The 15,534-nt window shown below is 70.5% G+C and carries 17 protein-coding genes; 9 read left to right on the forward strand and 8 right to left on the reverse strand.

Annotated elements, in window-relative coordinates; translation table 11 throughout:
- Positions 1-159: 159 nt before the first annotated feature.
- Positions 160-1,455, forward strand: coding sequence for an MFS transporter (locus tag FB390_RS16380; RefSeq protein WP_141809713.1), 1,296 nt, complete (start codon positions 160-162; stop codon positions 1,453-1,455).
- A gap of 6 nt (positions 1,456-1,461) precedes the next feature.
- Here FB390_RS16380 and FB390_RS16385 read toward each other — a convergent pair whose 3' ends face one another.
- Positions 1,462-1,875 (reverse strand): DUF3099 domain-containing protein, encoded by a 414-nt coding sequence (locus FB390_RS16385; RefSeq protein ID WP_141809714.1) that lies wholly within the window; start codon positions 1,873-1,875, stop codon positions 1,462-1,464.
- Between the two features lie 107 nt (positions 1,876-1,982).
- Between FB390_RS16385 and FB390_RS16390 the strand changes: the two genes are divergently transcribed.
- Positions 1,983-2,219, forward strand: a complete 237-nt coding sequence (locus tag FB390_RS16390) for a DUF3039 domain-containing protein (RefSeq protein ID WP_067780064.1) — start codon at positions 1,983-1,985, stop codon at positions 2,217-2,219.
- Between the two features lie 22 nt (positions 2,220-2,241).
- Here the strand turns inward: FB390_RS16390 and FB390_RS16395 are convergent, their stop codons facing one another.
- Positions 2,242-3,351 (reverse strand): YihY/virulence factor BrkB family protein, encoded by a 1,110-nt coding sequence (locus tag FB390_RS16395; RefSeq protein ID WP_141809715.1) that lies wholly within the window; start codon positions 3,349-3,351, stop codon positions 2,242-2,244.
- Between the two features lie 166 nt (positions 3,352-3,517).
- Here FB390_RS16395 and FB390_RS16400 point away from each other — a divergent pair, with 166 nt between their 5' ends.
- Positions 3,518-5,284 carry a DEAD/DEAH box helicase gene (locus FB390_RS16400; protein WP_141809716.1) on the forward strand — a complete coding sequence of 589 codons (1,767 nt, stop codon included), beginning with the start codon at positions 3,518-3,520 and terminating at the stop codon, positions 5,282-5,284.
- Positions 5,285-5,383: 99 nt separating this feature from the next.
- On the opposite strand, the gene FB390_RS16405 is transcribed toward FB390_RS16400, so the two are convergent.
- Entirely contained in the window at positions 5,384-5,980 is a 597-nt protein-coding gene (locus tag FB390_RS16405; protein WP_141809717.1) for a TetR/AcrR family transcriptional regulator, read from the reverse strand.
- Between the two features lie 105 nt (positions 5,981-6,085).
- On the opposite strand from FB390_RS16405, the gene FB390_RS16410 reads away from it, so the two are divergent.
- A complete protein-coding gene (locus tag FB390_RS16410) occupies positions 6,086-6,826 on the forward strand; it encodes an SDR family NAD(P)-dependent oxidoreductase (RefSeq protein WP_141809718.1) in 741 nt (246 codons plus the stop codon).
- 27 nt (positions 6,827-6,853) lie between these two features.
- On the opposite strand, the gene FB390_RS16415 is transcribed toward FB390_RS16410, so the two are convergent.
- Both FB390_RS16415 and FB390_RS16420 read right to left on the reverse strand, forming a co-directional pair.
- Positions 6,854-7,402: a hypothetical protein gene (locus FB390_RS16415; RefSeq protein WP_141809719.1), complete on the reverse strand. Its 549-nt coding sequence runs from the start codon at positions 7,400-7,402 to the stop codon at positions 6,854-6,856.
- Complete coding sequence (locus FB390_RS16420) at positions 7,402-8,970, reverse strand: DEAD/DEAH box helicase (RefSeq protein WP_246124053.1); 1,569 nt, start codon at positions 8,968-8,970, stop codon at positions 7,402-7,404. The genes FB390_RS16415 and FB390_RS16420 overlap by 1 nt, the downstream gene beginning before the upstream one ends.
- Positions 8,971-9,343: 373 nt before the next feature.
- On the opposite strand from FB390_RS16420, the gene FB390_RS16425 reads away from it, so the two are divergent.
- Positions 9,344-10,069 carry a TetR/AcrR family transcriptional regulator gene (locus FB390_RS16425; RefSeq protein ID WP_141811827.1) on the forward strand — a complete coding sequence of 242 codons (726 nt, stop codon included), beginning with the start codon at positions 9,344-9,346 and terminating at the stop codon, positions 10,067-10,069.
- Positions 10,070-10,230: 161 nt separating this feature from the next.
- Here FB390_RS16425 and FB390_RS34265 read toward each other — a convergent pair whose 3' ends face one another.
- Positions 10,231-10,425, reverse strand: a complete 195-nt coding sequence (locus tag FB390_RS34265; protein WP_029903635.1) for a DUF7455 domain-containing protein — start codon at positions 10,423-10,425, stop codon at positions 10,231-10,233.
- A gap of 274 nt (positions 10,426-10,699) precedes the next feature.
- Between FB390_RS34265 and FB390_RS16435 the strand changes: the two genes are divergently transcribed.
- Positions 10,700-11,059 carry a DUF952 domain-containing protein gene (locus FB390_RS16435; RefSeq protein ID WP_141809721.1) on the forward strand — a complete coding sequence of 120 codons (360 nt, stop codon included), beginning with the start codon at positions 10,700-10,702 and terminating at the stop codon, positions 11,057-11,059.
- A gap of 10 nt (positions 11,060-11,069) precedes the next feature.
- Here FB390_RS16435 and FB390_RS16440 read toward each other — a convergent pair whose 3' ends face one another.
- Together FB390_RS16440 and FB390_RS16445 are read right to left on the reverse strand one after the other, a co-directional pair.
- On the reverse strand, positions 11,070-11,717 hold the full coding sequence (locus tag FB390_RS16440) for a response regulator (protein WP_141809722.1): 648 nt from the start codon (positions 11,715-11,717) through the stop codon (positions 11,070-11,072).
- Positions 11,718-11,746: 29 nt separating this feature from the next.
- Entirely contained in the window at positions 11,747-12,967 is a 1,221-nt protein-coding gene (locus FB390_RS16445) for a sensor histidine kinase (protein ID WP_246124055.1), read from the reverse strand.
- A gap of 109 nt (positions 12,968-13,076) precedes the next feature.
- On the opposite strand from FB390_RS16445, the gene FB390_RS16450 reads away from it, so the two are divergent.
- Genes FB390_RS16450 through FB390_RS16460 form a run of 3 tightly spaced genes read left to right on the forward strand, consistent with a single transcriptional unit; the run spans position 13,077 to position 15,500 of the window.
- The gene (locus tag FB390_RS16450) at positions 13,077-13,772 is read left to right on the forward strand and encodes a GAP family protein (RefSeq protein ID WP_246124056.1); all 696 of its coding nucleotides are present in this window, start codon (positions 13,077-13,079) and stop codon (positions 13,770-13,772) included.
- A 60-nt stretch (positions 13,773-13,832) separates the two neighbouring features.
- Positions 13,833-14,315 (forward strand): cation:proton antiporter regulatory subunit, encoded by a 483-nt coding sequence (locus tag FB390_RS16455; RefSeq protein ID WP_067779578.1) that lies wholly within the window; start codon positions 13,833-13,835, stop codon positions 14,313-14,315.
- A gap of 3 nt (positions 14,316-14,318) precedes the next feature.
- Positions 14,319-15,500 carry a cation:proton antiporter gene (locus tag FB390_RS16460; RefSeq protein WP_141809724.1) on the forward strand — a complete coding sequence of 394 codons (1,182 nt, stop codon included), beginning with the start codon at positions 14,319-14,321 and terminating at the stop codon, positions 15,498-15,500.
- Positions 15,501-15,534 lie beyond the last annotated feature (34 nt).

Genomic DNA, 15,534 nt, shown 5'->3' on the forward strand with positions numbered 1-15,534 from the left:
ACGGCGAGTGACCAGTGCGGTGCAGGCCACACGGCCGCCGTGCCCCCGGGACACAGTAGGGGGCAGCCGGAGGACTGTCGAACCGGTTTGGCGGAATCTCGATGTTCTGTGGCATTCGTGCCACTCGTTCGGCGCGCGGTTTTCCGGCAAGCTCGGCGGGTGACCGAACTGCGCACTTCACCCGCCGAGTCCGCCGAGCCCGTCGACCCGGTGGCGCGGCGGCCGCACCCGGCCTGGATCGTCGCGGGGGTCGGCTTCGTCGCTCTGCTCGGCGCGGCCGCGTTCCGTTCCGTGCCGAGCGTGCTGATGGACCCGCTGCACGCGGAGTTCGGGTGGTCGCACGGCACCATCGGGCTCGCGGTCTCGCTGAATCTGTTGCTCTACGGGCTCATCTCGCCGTTCGCCGCCGCGCTGATGGACAAGTTCGGCATCCGCAGGGTGGTGGCCTGCGCGCTGGTGCTCGTCGCGGCGGGCAGCGGACTGACCGTCTTCATGACCCAGGCCTGGCAACTGGTCGCGACCTGGGGACTGCTCGTCGGCGTCGGTGTCGGCTCGATGTCGATGCCGTTCGTGGCGACCATCACCGGGCGCTGGTTCGTGCGCCACCGCGGCCTGGTCACCGGCGTCCTGACTGCCGCGGGCGCGACCGGGCAGCTGGTCTTCCTCCCGCTGGTCTCGGCGCTGGCGCACGAGCACGGGTGGCGGCTGCCCGCGCTGGTGGTGGCGGGCGCGGCGCTGGCGGTGGTGCCGCTGGTGCTGCTGTTCATCCGCGACTTCCCCAGCGACGTGGGCGTTTCCGCGTACGGCGCGGAACCCGGCTCGTCTGCCGGGACGCGCACCACCGCTCGAGGCGGCGCGACACGGGCGCTCACCGTGCTGGCGCGGATCGCGCGGACGCGCGGATTCTGGTTGCTGGCGGGCGGTTTCGCGGTGTGCGGCGCTTCGACCAACGGCTTGGTCGGCACCCATTTCGTCAGCGCGGCGCACGACCACGGGATGCCGCCGACCACCGCGGCCGGACTGCTCGCGCTGGTCGGTGTGTTCGACGTCGCGGGCACCATCGCCTCGGGGTGGCTCACCGACCGGGTCGACCCGCGTTATCTGCTGCTGGCCTACTACAGCCTGCGCGGGCTCTCGCTGCTGATCCTGCCCTCGCTGTTCGCGCCGCATACCGAGCCGAGCATGTGGGTCTTCGTGATCTTCTACGGCCTGGACTGGATCGCGACCGTCCCGCCGACGGTCGCGCTGTGCCGCGAGCTGTTCGGCGAGGACGGGCCGGTGGCCTTCGGCTGGGTCTTCGCCTCACACCAGATCGGCTCGGCGATCGCGGCCACCGGCGCGGGCGTGATTCGCGACGTGCAGGGCAGCTACGACACGGCCTGGTACGTGGCGGGCGCGCTGTGCGGGCTCGCGGCGCTGATGTCGATCGTCATCCGCAGGCGGATCGTCGCCTGAGGGAACTCACCCGTCGATGGCGTTGTGCGGGCGCGATTCGATGGCCTTGTGAGGGCGGTCCCAGCGGCTGGGTTCGTCCTTGCGCCGCGGCGGGCGGTCGTTGGCGATGAGCACCGCGATCCACGGCAGCGGAATCGACGCGCCGATGATCAGCAGCGAGATCAAGGCGCTGCCCCACGCGCTGTAGGCGACGGCGGCCAGCACCAGCGCGGGAATGCGGAACGCCATCAGGATCGTGTACCTGCGCACCCGCGCGCGGTGCTGATCCTCGAGCGAAGGGGCGGCCTCGGTGATGAGCACCGGGTGCTTGTCGTCGTTTCCGGGGAAGTACCCGCGCGACGGAGAAGGGGTGGATGAGACGTCCGGGCGAACACCGCGGCCGATGTCGTCGGCGTCGGAGGAGTCGCCGTACTGCTGCATACCCCGAGTCTTCCACTCCCGTGTTCCGAGCGCACACACCAGGTCGATTCGGCGCGGGCTTCGGGCGTGGGCGACCCACCGGACCGTCATACGGCATCATGGAATCCGTGAGTACCGACACCCTGGTTCGCCCGGATACGACCACCGACGAGACGACGGGCGACGACACCCCGAAGTTCTTCCACTACGTGAAGAAGGACAAGATCGCCGAGAGCGCCGTCATGGGCACCGTGGTCGTGGCCTTGTGCGGCGAGGTGTTCCCGGTGACCCGCTCGCCCAAGCCCGGCTCGCCGGTCTGCCCGGAGTGCAAGAAGGTCTACGAGTCCCTGCGCAAGGGCGACTGAGTCCCCCGACCTCGGACCGCGGTCATCCCGAGCTACGGAGCGCGTCTCGCGCGGCCGGGGTGATCGCGCGCGCCGAGTCGGTGCGATCCGGCACGTCGGCGTCGGTGTCCTCGTCCGGCGTCTCGCCGCGCACCTGGTTGGAGATCCATTCCCGCATCTGCTCGATGCGGGTGGCGCGGGCGGGCCAGAACTCCTGGACCGCGGCGTTGAACTCGGCGCCGAGGATCACCGCGAAGCCGAGGAAGAACGTGAACAGCAGGAAGGCGATCGGCGTCGCCAGCGCGCCGTAACTCACGCCGGTCGCGGTGATCCAGGACAGGTACCTGCGCAGCCCCTCGCTGGCCGCCATGAAGAACACGCCCGCGACGAGCGCCCCGCCGAACAGCCGATGCCAGGGCAGCGTGCGGTGCAGCGCCAGCTTGTAGAGCGTGGTCAGGCCGACGATGAGCAACAGGCCGACGCCGGGATAGTAGAAGCTGTCCAGCAGCCGCAGACCCGGCTCCCGCCACGCGTCCGGCAGCACCCGGCCGATCAGGCTGGGACCGAGCGCGACGAGCGGCAGGATGAAGACCGCCGCCACCAGGAACAGCACGTAGAGCAGCAGCGCGAAGATGCGCTGCCACACCGGATGCCGGGCGTCCTGCTGGTCGTGCGCTTCCACGATCGCGTCGACGAAGGTGGCCATCGCCGAGGATCCGGCCCACAGCGAGAGCACGAAGCCGAACGACACCACCGCGCCGCGCCCGCGGCCGAGCACGTCGCCGACGGTCGGTTCGATCAGATCGGTGACGACGGCCTCGCTGAGAAACTCCCGGCTGAACGTGATGATCTTGGATTCGACGATCTCGACGGTGTCCGGGCCGAACCACCCGCCGACGTAACCGAGACTGCCGAGCACCCCGAGCAACAGCGGGGCCAGCGACAGGGTCTGCCAGAACGCGGCGGCCGCGGACTTGGCGAAGATCGAGTCGTCCCACGCCTTCCCCGACACCCGGACCACCAGCCTGCGAGCCTGCCGTCCGGCATGCCGGATCCGCCGGACGACGACGTCCGCGCCGTGCGGTGGCGTGCCCGCGCCGCCGCTGTGGATCGGCTCGGGCCCGCGCGCGGGTGGGGGACTGGCTTCGGTCATGGTGTCTACAGCATCGCGTACTCGACGCTCCCGCACCGGCCCGTCCCCGCATCGTGTCGGCGGGCAACAGGTGAACACGGGGCGGCGCGCAGGGAATGTGTGACGCGGATCGCGACCGCCGCGTCGGTTTGGCGACACGCCGTCCCCGGCCGCTACTGTCTTCTCCGTGACTGGGTCGGATGGCGCTGCGGCGGGAGATGGAGCGACGCCGGGCGATTCGGGAAAGTCGGCAGCCGGGGGCGGTTCGCTACGCGCGTGGCAGCGGCGCGCGCTCACCAAATACCTGGCCACCAAGCCCCGCGACTTCCTCGCCGTGGCGACGCCCGGCGCGGGTAAGACGACCTTCGCGCTGCGGGTGGCCGCCGAGCTGCTCGCCGACCGCACCGTGGACCAGATCACGGTGGTCGCGCCGACCGAACACCTCAAGCACCAGTGGGCGGCCTCGGCCGCGCGCAGCGGCATCCAGCTGGATTCCCGGTTCTCCAACGCCACCGGCGGCACCTCCGGCGACTACCACGGCGTGGTCGTCACCTACGCGCAGGTCGCCTCGCATCCGTCCCGGCACCGGGTGCGCACCGAGAACCGCAGGACGCTGGTGATCCTCGACGAGATCCACCACGCGGGCGACGCCAAGAGCTGGGGCGACGCGACCGCGGAAGCGTTCGGCGACGCGACGCGCAGGCTGGCGCTGACCGGTACGCCGTTCCGCTCCGACGACAGCCAGATCCCGTTCGTCGTCTACGAGCCCGACGAATCCGGTTTCCCCAAGTCGCGCGCCGACCACACCTACGGCTACGCCGAGGCGCTGGCCGACGGCGTCGTCCGTCCGGTGGTCTTCCTGGCCTACTCCGGTGACGCGCACTGGCGCGACAGCGCGGGCGAGGAGCACTCCGCCCGCCTCGGCGAGCCGCTCAACGCCGAACAGACCGCGCGCGCCTGGCGGACCGCGCTGGACCCCGCGGGCGACTGGATCTCCGCGGTGCTGCGCGCCGCCGACATCCGGCTGCGCCAGAAGCGCGCCTCGGGCATGCCCGACGCGGGCGGCCTGGTGATCGCCACCGATCAGGACCGGGCCCGCGACTACGCCGAGCTGCTCGAACACATTTCGGGGGAGCGGCCGGCCCTGGTGCTCTCCGACGATCCCGCCTCATCGAACCGGATCGCCGAGTTCAGCAACAACACCCAGCCGTGGATGGTCGCGGTGCGCATGGTGTCCGAGGGCGTCGACGTGCCGCGCCTCGCCGTCGGCGTCTACGCGACCAGCGCCTCGACGCCGCTCTACTTCGCCCAGGCCATCGGCCGATTCGTGCGTGCGCGCCGCCCCGGCGAGACGGCGAGCGTGTTCCTGCCCTCGGTGCCCGTCCTGCTGGATCTGGCCGCGCAGCTGGAGTTGCAGCGCGACCACGTCATCGGCAAGCCGCACCGGGAGAAGAACGGCCTCGACGACGAGTTGCTGACCGACACGGCCAAGCAGAAGGACGAGCCGGGCGAGGAAGAGAAGAAGTTCGTGGCGCTCGCCGCGGACGCCGAGCTCGACCAGGTGATCTACGACGGCTCCTCGTTCGGCACCGCCACCTTCGCGGGCAGCGACGAGGAGGCCGACTATCTCGGCATTCCCGGCCTGCTCGACGCCGACCAGATGCGCGCGCTGCTGCGCGAGCGCCAAGCGCGTCAGCTGGCCGATCGCGGTGAGCCGAAGATCGCGGAACCCGCGCCGCAGGTCGCGACCGCCGCCGAGCGGGTGGCCACCGCGGACCGGCTCGGGGAACTGCGTAAGGAACTCAACAGCCTGGTGGCCATGCACCACCACCGCACCGGCAAGCCGCACGGGGTGATCCACGGCGAGTTGCGGCGTGAGTGCGGCGGGCCGCCGACCGCGCTGGCCACGGCCGACCAGCTGCACGAGCGCATCGCCGCGCTGCGTCGGCGGTAGCGGCCGCATCGTCGGCGTCTGAGCCCAAGGCGTCGAAGACGCAAAACGGTCGAGGACGCAAGGCGTCGTGGTGCGGATCGATCCGTGCCCGGGTAGGGCTCAGCCCGCTGGCCAAGCCGCCATCGCGCAATCGATGGAACGGGTGAGTTCATCGAGAGCGGCCCCGTCCCTGGCCTGGATGGACAGTCCGTAGAGCACCGTCGTGTAGAACGCGGCCAGCGCCGCCGTATCGGTCTGCTCGGGCAGATCGCCGTCGGCTACACCGCGGCGCAGGCGCGCGTGGATGTGCTCGGTGGTCTCCCTGCGCTTTTCGACCAGGAAGTCGCGCACCCCGGTGTTGCGGGTCGTGTACGTCGCGCCCGCGAGCACCACCATGCAGCCGTGCGGCTTGTCCTCGGCGGTATAGGCGGCGGCGTTGTCCCGGAGCATGGCCTCGATGGCGGCGCGTGCGGTGGGCTCCTCGCGTAGTGCGCGGTCGGTGTAGCCGCCGTCGGTGCGGCCGTACAGCTCGATGGCCTCGCGGAACAGCGCCTCCTTGCCGCCGAACGCGGCGTAGAGACTGGGCGAGTTGATGCCCATCGCGGCGGTGAGATCGCTCATCGACGCGCCCTCGTAGCCGTGCTCCCAGAACACCTCCATTGCCCGGCGCAGCGCGACCGAGCGGTCGAAAGCGCGGGGACGACCCCGTTCGGCCACGGCTGCTCCTTTCTGTGTCGATCGTTAAATATACCCCTTGACGGGCCGGTCGCCGTGGGCTTAGCTATTTATGTACTGATCGACACAAAAATTGGAGGAGTACCGATGTCCGACCTGACCGGCAAGGTGGCACTGGTGACCGGCGGCAGCAGGGGGATCGGAGCGGCGATCGCCCGGCGGTTGGCCGCCGCGGGCGCGGATGTCGCGCTGACCTACCAGAGCGCCGAGACCGCCGCCAAAACCGTTGTCGCCGAGATCGAAGCGCTTGGCGGGCGCGCGATCGCCCTGCGTGCCGACAGCGCCGACGCGGGCGAGGTGACGGACTCGGTGCATCGCGCGGCCGCCGAATTGGGCGGGCTCGACGTGCTGGTGAACAACGCGGGCATCTTCCCGAGCAAGCCGTTCGAGGAGTTCACCGTCGAGGAGATCGACCGGGCGCTGCACGTGCACGCCCGCGCCGCGTTCGTCGGCGCCCAAGCGGCGGTCGCGCACATGACCGAGGGCGGCCGGATCATCAGCATCGGCACCAACCTCACCGAGCACGCCCCGTTCGGCGGTCTGGCGCTCTACAACCTGAGCAAGTCGGCGCTCAACGGATTCACCAAGGCGCTGGCGCGCGAACTCGGCCCGCGGTCGATCACGGTGAATCTGGTGCAGCCCGGCTCGACCGACACCGACATGAACCCGGCCGACGGCGCACACGCCGCGACCCAGGTAGGCCTCACCGCGCTCGGGCGCTTCGGCACCGCCGACGACATCGCCGCCACCGTGGCGTTCCTGGCGGGCCCGGCCGGGCGCAGCATCACCGGCGCGATCCTCACGGTGGACAGCGGCACCAACGCCTGACGCTCACCCGGTGCGGTACCGCCGGACTCACACCGGTTCGAAGAAGTGATCCGGATCCAAGGAATTGATCGGCGTCCAGCGCGGCTGTTCGACGGTGATCTCCGAATCGGCGTGCGCCGCTTCGAAATAGCCTTGGATCTCCAGGGCGAGCCGCGGGTGCTCGTCGACTCGGCGCGCCATGTCGTAGAGCGTGGCGAGCACGTGGACGCAGCGGTCGCTGCGCGCCGAGCACGAGCAGTCGACGGCGGCGAGCACCGCGGCGGGCCGCACCCCCGCCGCGGCGAGCGCGCGGTGCGTCTCGTCGGTCAGCACCGTCGGATCCGGGATCACCTCGGCGATCGCGGCCACCGCCTGCCGGGACAGCGGCGCCACCTCCAGGTGGGTCACCGAGGCCTGCCCGCCGCGATGGATGTGCGCGCGCACGACGCGGCCTTCGACGGTGGCCTGGACGCCGTTGTTGCGGGCGATGCTGCGGGCGCGGGGCAGCAGCGGATCGGGCCGGGTCTGGCGCAGCGGTTCGGCGAGCCGGACCCAGTCCATGCCCCAGGCGGTGTAGCCGAATTCGTTGTCCGCCATCAGTTCTCTCGCTTCCGTCGCAGGATCTCGACGAGTTGGTCGTCGTCGAGGCGGGCCAGCGCGGCGATGCCCGCGGTGTCCGACAGATCGGTCAGCGCGGACTTGCGGTCGTGCATGCCCGCGATGTGCTCCTCGACGGTGGTGCCGGAGGTGAGGGTGGTGATGGTGACCGTGCGGGTCTGGCCGATCCGGTGCGCGCGGTCCGAGGCCTGCGCCTCCACGGCGGGATTCCACCAGCGGTCGAAGTGCACCACGTCGGCGGCGCGGGTCAGGGTGAGACCGGTGCCCGCCGCCCGCAGGCTCAGCACGAGCACCGGCGGCCCGTCCGCGGACTGGAAGTCGCGCACGATCGCCGCGCGCTGGGCTTGGTTCAGTCCGCCGTGGAAGAACGGCGCGGTGACACCGAACTGCTCGGCGAGGTGACGGACCAGCAACTCACCGGTCTGCCGGTACTGGGTGAAAATCAGGGTCGGCGAATCGGTTTCGAGGTTGGTGGCGACGATGTCGGTGCACAGGTCGAGCTTGCCCGAACGGCCCGGCAGCTCGGCGAGATCGCCGGTGATCAGGCCCGGGTGGTTGCACACCTGTTTGAGCGCGGTGAGGGCGGCGAGCACCCGGCTCTGCCGTTGCGCGCCGGAACCGAAGCCGTCGTCGATGGCCCGCTCCAGCAGCTGATCGTAGAGCTTCTCCTGTTCGGCGGTCAGATCGCAGAGCAGGTCGGTGTGGATCTTCGCGGGCAGCGCGGCGGCGACATGGAACTTCTTGCGCGCCAGCACGACCGGTTCGATGGTGTCGCGAAGCCGGGCGGCGGCCGCGGCCGAACCCTCCTGGATGGGCCGGACGAAACGGCGGCGGAACTGGCCGCGATGGGCGAACAGGCGAGGCGCGACCAGATGCAGCAATGCCCACAGTTCCTCGAGGTGGTTCTCCACCGGCGTGCCGGTCAGCGCGACCTTGGCGGGGCTGGTGAGGGCGCGGGCGGCTTTCGCGAGCTGGGTGCGCGGGTTCTTCAACGCTTGCGCCTCGTCGAATATCGCTGTCGCCCAGTCTCGTTCGGCGAGGAGGTGGCCGTGCAGCCGCAGCATCGGGTAGCCGACCACCACGATGTCACCCGGGGCCGCGGCGAGTTCTCCGCCGCGCCAGGCGATCGGACGCAGTTCCGGTGCGAAACGGGCGATCTCGTGCGCCCAGTTGCCGACCAGCGACGTGGGGCAGACCACGAGCTGCGCGCCCGCCGGTGCACGCCCGAGCAGAAAACCGATGGCCTGCACCGTCTTTCCGAGACCCATCTCGTCGGCCAGCACCGCGCCGCCGTACGCCTCGGTGGTCTCGGTGAGCCAGCCGACCCCGCGCGCCTGATAGGGGCGCAGGTCGGCGTGCAGGGTGGTCGCCAGGTCGGCGGCCACCGCCTCGGTGTCGAGCAGGGCTCGCAACGCGCGGTCGGCGGACACGATCGCGGTGCCCGCGGCGTCCGGTACGGCGTGGGCGGCGATGGGCAGTGCGCCGACGGGTTCGTCTGCGCGCAGGACCGTCTGCCAGACCCGCAGCGACGAGCCCGCGTCGGACATCCAGGGTGCCGATGACGGGTCGCCATCCAGTGCGGCGAGCTCCGCGGGCGAGATCAGCGCGCAGTCGACATCGACGACCTCGATGGCTCGGCGCGGGCCGGTCGGCAGCGCGAGCGCCAGCGTCTCCCGGTCGCCGAGATCCGCGGGCGCGCGCCCGGGTCCGTGACCCGTCCAGGTCCACAGGGCGAAGAGGTGACGGTCGGGCAGATAGGTGGCCTGTGTGCTGGGCAGAGCGAACCCCTAGATCATCGTATGGCGTACGGAGTATCGTGACAACGTACACCGTACCGGGTTTGTTCCGAGGAGTCCCTTGCCCGAGCAGAGCGACGACGACCAGGCCAGGCGACTGCTGCACCTGCTGTGGCGGCAGTCGATGCCGCCGCGCACGGGCGGGCGTGGTCCGAAGCAGACGGTGAGCGTCGACGCCGTGGTCGCGGCGGCCGTCGCACTGGCCGACCGCGAGGGGTACGAGAAGGTGTCGATTCGCGCGGTCGCGGCGGAGCTGGGACTGCGGCCGATGAGCCTGTACACCTACGTGCCGAGCAAGGAGGCGCTGAGCGTGCTGATGGTCGACGCCGTCGCCGCCGAGGACGTGCCCATCCCCGCGGCGCTGCCGGTGCGCGAGCGGATGGCCGCGATCGCGCGCCAGGCCCGCTCCGAGGTGCTGGCGCACCCGTGGCTGCTGGAGGTGTCGCCTTGGCGGGCAGTGCTCGGGCCGGGTCGGATGCGACGCTACGAGCGTCAGCTGGCGGCCATCGAGGGGATCGGTCTCACGGACCTCGCGATGGACCGGGCGATCGCGGTGCTGACCGAATTCGCCACCGGGAACGCGCGGATGGCGGTGGCCGCGGCCCGCGGCGCGGCGGAGCTGAGCGACGCGCAGTGGTGGGAGCGGTACGGTCCCGAACTGGCCCGGGTCATGCCGCTCGGCGAGTTCCCGCTCGCCGGACGGGTCGGCGCGGCGGTGGGGGAGCGGTATCAGGCGCCCGCCGATCCGGACGGTGCGTTCGAATTCGGGTTGACTCGGCTATTGGATGGGATCCTCGCCGAACTCGATGGTGTGACTCGGCCGACACAGCCGGACGCAGTCCGCAAGTAGCCCGCGCATGGCCGGGGCGAAGGCGGAGGTGCGCTCGAGGCACTGTGATCTTCAGCACACCGAAGTCCGAACATGCCCGCAGCGGGCGACGAATCGTCGCCCGCTGCGGGTAAGGCCTTCTTCTGTTGTTCGATGCTGTTGTGTCGGGAAGCGAAAACCGGTCAGAGGGCGGGAGCCGACTCCGTGTCGATCACGGCCTCGAGCTCACGCAGCCGATCCATGTGTTCGTTCGCGTGATGCTGGCAGAAGAGCAACTCTCCACCTGCGGGCAGAACGGCACGCACTCGGGCAGCCGCCCCGCAACGGTCGCAACGATCGACCGCGGTCAGTGGGGTGCTTGTCAGGGTTCCTGGCATGACTCCTCCGTCCTGGCTCCCGGCACTACAGTCCGTTCACCTGGTGTGGGGCCCGTGGTCACTCACCACGAGCTCGCTACCGCTACTTCCCAGCAGTGGTATGACTACTCTGTCAGACGTTCGGGACGGGGGCATTGTTCCCGCAAGTGATTCTGTGTGTTTTCTCTAACACGACCTGGGATTTCGCTGATGGCGAACGCGCCAGGTCAGGGATCGAACCGCACTCGATCACCCACGAACACGTCTATCCAGTTGGTCTGTTGGGAGATTACCCGTGACGTACGACACTCACACACTGGTTCACCTTTGTACTTGGTGTGAGTGGCGCAACGCGCGGCAAACCGGTGCGCACCGGCCGCCCTCGTTGGCCGAGGTGGGATTCGTTCACCTTTCCACGCCGCGGCAGGTGCACCTGCCCGCCAACCGGCTGTACGCCGGAAGGTGTGACCTGGTGTTGTTGCGCATCGACGCGAAACTGCTCGTGGACCCGGTGAAATGGGAGCCGGGCGTGCCGACGGATCCGGCGTCGATGCTCTTCCCGCACCTGTACGGTCCCCTGCCTGTGAGCGTCGTCACATCTGTCGACGAGTATCGGCCCGGTCCGGACGGAACTTTCGCGCCGCTGGCGGAATGAGCGCTGCCGCTCAGCGCTCGCGCGCCTGCCGGGCCAGGATGGCCGCCTGAACACGGGACCGCACACCGAGTTTCGTGAGAACCCGCGAGACGTGTGTCTTCACCGTGGTTTCCCCGATGAACAGCCGCGCCGCGATCTGCGCGTTCGACAAACCTTCGCCGAGGCAGTCCAGCACCTCGCGTTCGCGTTCGGTGAGATCGGCGAGCCCGTCCGGCGCGGCGGGTTCGGCCTCGACGCCGGAAGACGCGAACGCGGCGATCACCGCCCGGGTGACCTCCGGCGCCAGCACCCCGTCGCCCGCGGCGACCGCGCGCACCGCGTCGACGAGTGCTTGTCCCGACGTGGATTTCAGCACGAACCCGGACGCGCCGGCCCGCAGGGTGCGAAAGACGTACTCGTCCAAGTCGAATGTGGTGAGGATGAGCACCCGCGCCAGCGCGTCGGCGGTGATTCGCTCGGTGGCGGTGATGCCGTCCACGCCGGGCATTCGCACGTCCATGAGCACCACGTCGGGACGCAACGCCTTGGCCTGCGCCACCGCGATGTCTCCGTCGGCGGCCTCGCCGATCACCTCGATGCCCTCGGCGCTGTCCAGGATCATCCGCAACCCGGCGCGGATCGCGCCGTGGTCGTCGGCGATCAGCACGCGAATCGTCATGCCACCTCCGCTGTTCGGCCGCCACATCGTTATGCGGGCACCGCGCCCGCGCTCGGCTCCGGCACACCGAGCGGCAGTCTGGCGCGCACCGCCCAGCCTCCGGCTTCCGGTCCTGCGGCGAAGCTGCCGCCCAGTGCGGCGGCCCGCTCCCGCATGTTCATCAGGCCGCGGTGCGCCCCTTCGGAATTCGCGGATCCGGCCGAGTTCGCCAGTGCGGGCGCCGGATTGCGCACCGACACGTCGAGTGTCGACGGGTCGGCACGCACCGCGATGTCGACCGGTTGGCCTGGCGCGTGCTTCATCGCGTTCGTCAAGGCCTCCTGGACGATTCGGTAGGCGGCCTGGTCCACCGCGCTGGGCAGCACGGCGCCGTCGAGCGAATCGGCAATGCGCACCGTCGTTCCCGCCGACCTGGCGGCGTCCACCAGGATCGGCAACTGGGCCAGGGTGCGCGGTGCGGCGGGCTCGTCCTCGCCGCCGTCGTCGCGGCGCAGCAGACCGATCATGGTCCGCATCTCCTGGAGCGCGCTGACGCTGTTGGCCCGGATCGAGCCGAGGATCCCGGCCACCGCGGGATCGGCGTCCTCGCGGCTCAGCACGCCGAGCGCCGCCTCGGACTGAATCGCGATGGCCGAGAGGTGCCCCGCGATGACGTCGTGCAGATCGCGTGCCATCGTCTTGCGCTCGTCGGCGATGGCGGCGCGCCGGTCCAGCTCGGCCACCAAAGCCATCGCCTGCACCCGCGCGCGCTCGGCCTCGGCGATCTCCTTGTGCGTGCGCACCGACAGCGCCCACCAGATCGGCGTGCCGACGAACGCGGCCGCCGCGGCGACCGCGAGCACCAGCGCCCGCCAGTCACCGGTGCCGACGAAGACCGCGATCGTGAGGACCGTCGTCAGCCCGGCGCAGCCGATCGTCACCCAGCGGGAGACCGCGCGCGTGCCGTAGAGGACGGCCGCGTAGATCAGATCCGAGTAGACGATCCACACCGGCACCGTCGGGCCGAGCGCCAGATCGATGCCGACCGGAACCGCGCCCGCCACCAGCGCCGCCAGCGGCGCGCGCCGCCGCAGCAGTGTCGCGGCGCACAGCAGCGCGAGCACACCGAACCGGGCGCTGAGCGAAGGGGGGACGCTCGCCTGGGTCATCGGATACAGCCCGGACAGATACAGGCACGCGCCGAAGGTGAACGCGAAGGCCGCGACCAGCGCGTCCTGCGCGGTCGCCGACAACGCGCGCCACTGCTTCACCGACCCATCACAGCACACGCGTCGACGGCCCCGGGTCCGCCGAAGTGATGACGCGCGATCGATCCGACGGCCGATGCGACACATACCGGCGGACCGCGAGGCTCGCTGCGTGACACTGTTGCTCGCCCTGATCGGGCTCGCGCTGGTGGACAGCACCAGCATCGGCACCCTGATCGTCCCCGTGTGGCTGCTGCTCGCCCCCGATCGACCGCCCGCCCGGCGGCTGCTGCTCTACCTCGCCGCGATCGCCTGCTTCTACTTCGCGCTCGGCATCGCGTTGCTGAGATTGGTCGGCGCCGGGCTCGAGCGGTTCGGTGAGCTGGCGCGCAGCCCGGTCGTGCTCGTACCGCAGCTGGCGCTCGGGGTCGCGCTCTTCGCCGTCTCGTGGCGCTTCGATTCGAAGAAGCGCCGGGCCAGGGGCGAACCGGACCGGACAGCGGCGTGGCGCACCAAGGCGCTGCGCAGCCAGCGCTCGGGCGCGGGGCTAGCGGTGCTGGCGGTGAGCGCCGGTGCGCTGGAGGCGTTCTCGATGGTGCCGTATCTGGCCGCCATCGGGTTGCTCGCCGCCGGTGACGTGCCGATCGGAGGTTCGGTGGCGCTGCTGGCCGGGTACTGCGTTGTGATGGTGGTTCCCGCGCTGGCGCTCATCGCGGGGAGGTCGCTGCTGCACACCAGGATCGAACCGTTGCTGGCTCGGCTGGACGCCTTTCTGTCCCGCCACGCCGACAGCGCGACCGGGTGGGCGCTGGCCATCGCGGGCATCGTCCTGGTCCGCGGCGCCATCGGCGGCCTTGCCGCTGTTTAGCACCCCGGCCGTGCGCGGGGCTTCGGACGGACTTCGTCCGGCTGGGGCTACGCTGAACAAGTGAACGTCGACGTCACCGCACTACCCGGCATCGGGGTACGCAAGGACTTCGAGGCCCGGTCGGGCCGCCGGATCGGCGTGGTCGACCACCGGGACGGAAGCATCGATCTGATCGTCTCCAAGCTCGACGACCCCGACGCCTGCGCCGCGCAGGTGCCGTTGACGAGCGACGAGGCGGCCGTACTCGCCAATCTGCTCGGCGCACCGCAGCTGGTGGCCAAACTCCGCGAGGACCACCGCGACCTTCCCGGCATCACGACCCGGCAGCTGCCGATCGCCGAGGATTCGCCGTACGAGGGCCGCGCCCTCGGCGAGACGGCGATGCGCACCCGCACCAAGGTCTCGATCGTCGCGGTGATGCGCGCCGGTCAGCTGCACCCCTCGCCCGGACCCGATTTCACCTTCGCCGCAGACGATCTGCTCGTTGTCGTCGGTACTCCCGACGGCTTGGACGCCGCCGCGAAGATCCTCTCGCACGGTTGACCGGTGAACACGACCGCGCTCGCCCTGCTCGAGCTCGGAGCGGTGTTTTTCGCTCTCGGCATGCTGGGGCGAGTGGCGGGACGGGTCGGCATGTCGCCGATCCCGCTCTATCTGCTCGGCGGACTCGCGTTCGGGTCGGGCGGGTTCATCGATCTCGCCGAGGCCGACGAGTTCGGCCATGTCGCGGGCGAGATCGGCGTGGTGCTGCTGCTCCTGCTGCTCGGACTTGAATACACCGCCGCCGAGCTGGTGACCGGTCTGCGGCGGTCGTGGCCCGCGGGCCTCGTCGACATCGTCGTCAACTCGATCCCGGGTGTGGTGGTCGCGCTGCTGCTCGGCTGGGGCCTCCTCGGAGCGCTCACCATGGGCGGTGTCACCTACATCTCGTCCTCGGGCATCGTCGCCAAGGTGCTCAACGATCTCGGCCGGCTCGGTAACCGCGAAACCCCGGTCGTGCTCTCGATTCTGGTGTTCGAGGACCTTGCCATGGCGGTCTACCTGCCGATCCTCACCACGCTGCTGGCGGGCCTGAGCTTCATCAGCGGACTGCGGGCGCTCGGCGTCGCGCTGGCGACGATCACGCTCGTGCTGGTGGTGGCGCTGCGCTACGGCCGCTATGTCTCGGCCATCGTGGACAGCTCGGACAACGAGGTGTTCCTGCTCAAGTTGCTCGGAGCGGCGCTGCTGGTGGCCGGCGCGGCCTCGGCGCTGAACATCTCGGCGGTGGTCGGAGCGTTCCTGCTCGGCATCGCGATCTCCGGGTCGACCGCGCACCAGGCCGCGAAACTGCTGGAGCCGCTGCGCGATCTGTTCGCGGCCATCTTCTTCGTCGCCTTCGGGTTGAGTACCGACCCGCGCGCGATTCCGCCGGTACTCGGCTGGGCGGTGCTGCTGACCGTGGTGACCACGGTGACCAAGGTCGCGACCGGCTGGTGGGCCGCGCAGCGGCAGGGTATCCGGCGGATGGGCCGGGCCAGGGCCGGCGCGGCGTTGGTGGCGCACGGCGAGTTCTCGATCGTCATCGCGGGTTTGGCGGTGACGACCGGCGCGGTCGCCGGCGAACTGGCCGCGCTCGTCTCGGCCTACGTGCTGCTGATGGCGGTGCTCGGCCCCATCGCGGCGCGGGTGGTGGAGCCGCTGGTGGGCTTCGTGAAACGCGAGCCGGGCCCCGCGGTCACCCCCTGAGAGGCTGGCGTCCGCCGAAAGCCCGCGCATGGCC

It is taken from the genome of Nocardia bhagyanarayanae (genome assembly GCF_006716565.1).
GTDB lineage: Bacteria > Actinomycetota > Actinomycetes > Mycobacteriales > Mycobacteriaceae > Nocardia > Nocardia bhagyanarayanae.

Coding starts and splice junctions, on each gene's coding strand:
- FB390_RS16385 (WP_141809714.1), bottom strand. CDS start 1,875: ATGCAGCAGTACGGCGACTCCTCCGACGCCGACGACATCGGCCGCGGT.
- FB390_RS16395 (WP_141809715.1), bottom strand. CDS start 3,351: ATGACCGAAGCCAGTCCCCCACCCGCGCGCGGGCCCGAGCCGATCCAC.
- FB390_RS16410 (WP_141809718.1), top strand. CDS start 6,086: ATGTCCGACCTGACCGGCAAGGTGGCACTGGTGACCGGCGGCAGCAGG.
- FB390_RS16415 (WP_141809719.1), bottom strand. CDS start 7,402: ATGGCGGACAACGAATTCGGCTACACCGCCTGGGGCATGGACTGGGTC.
- FB390_RS16420 (WP_246124053.1), bottom strand. CDS start 8,970: ATGTCCGACGCGGGCTCGTCGCTGCGGGTCTGGCAGACGGTCCTGCGC.
- FB390_RS16425 (WP_141811827.1), top strand. CDS start 9,344: ATGCCGCCGCGCACGGGCGGGCGTGGTCCGAAGCAGACGGTGAGCGTC.
- FB390_RS34265 (WP_029903635.1), bottom strand. CDS start 10,425: ATGCCAGGAACCCTGACAAGCACCCCACTGACCGCGGTCGATCGTTGC.
- FB390_RS16440 (WP_141809722.1), bottom strand. CDS start 11,717: ATGACGATTCGCGTGCTGATCGCCGACGACCACGGCGCGATCCGCGCC.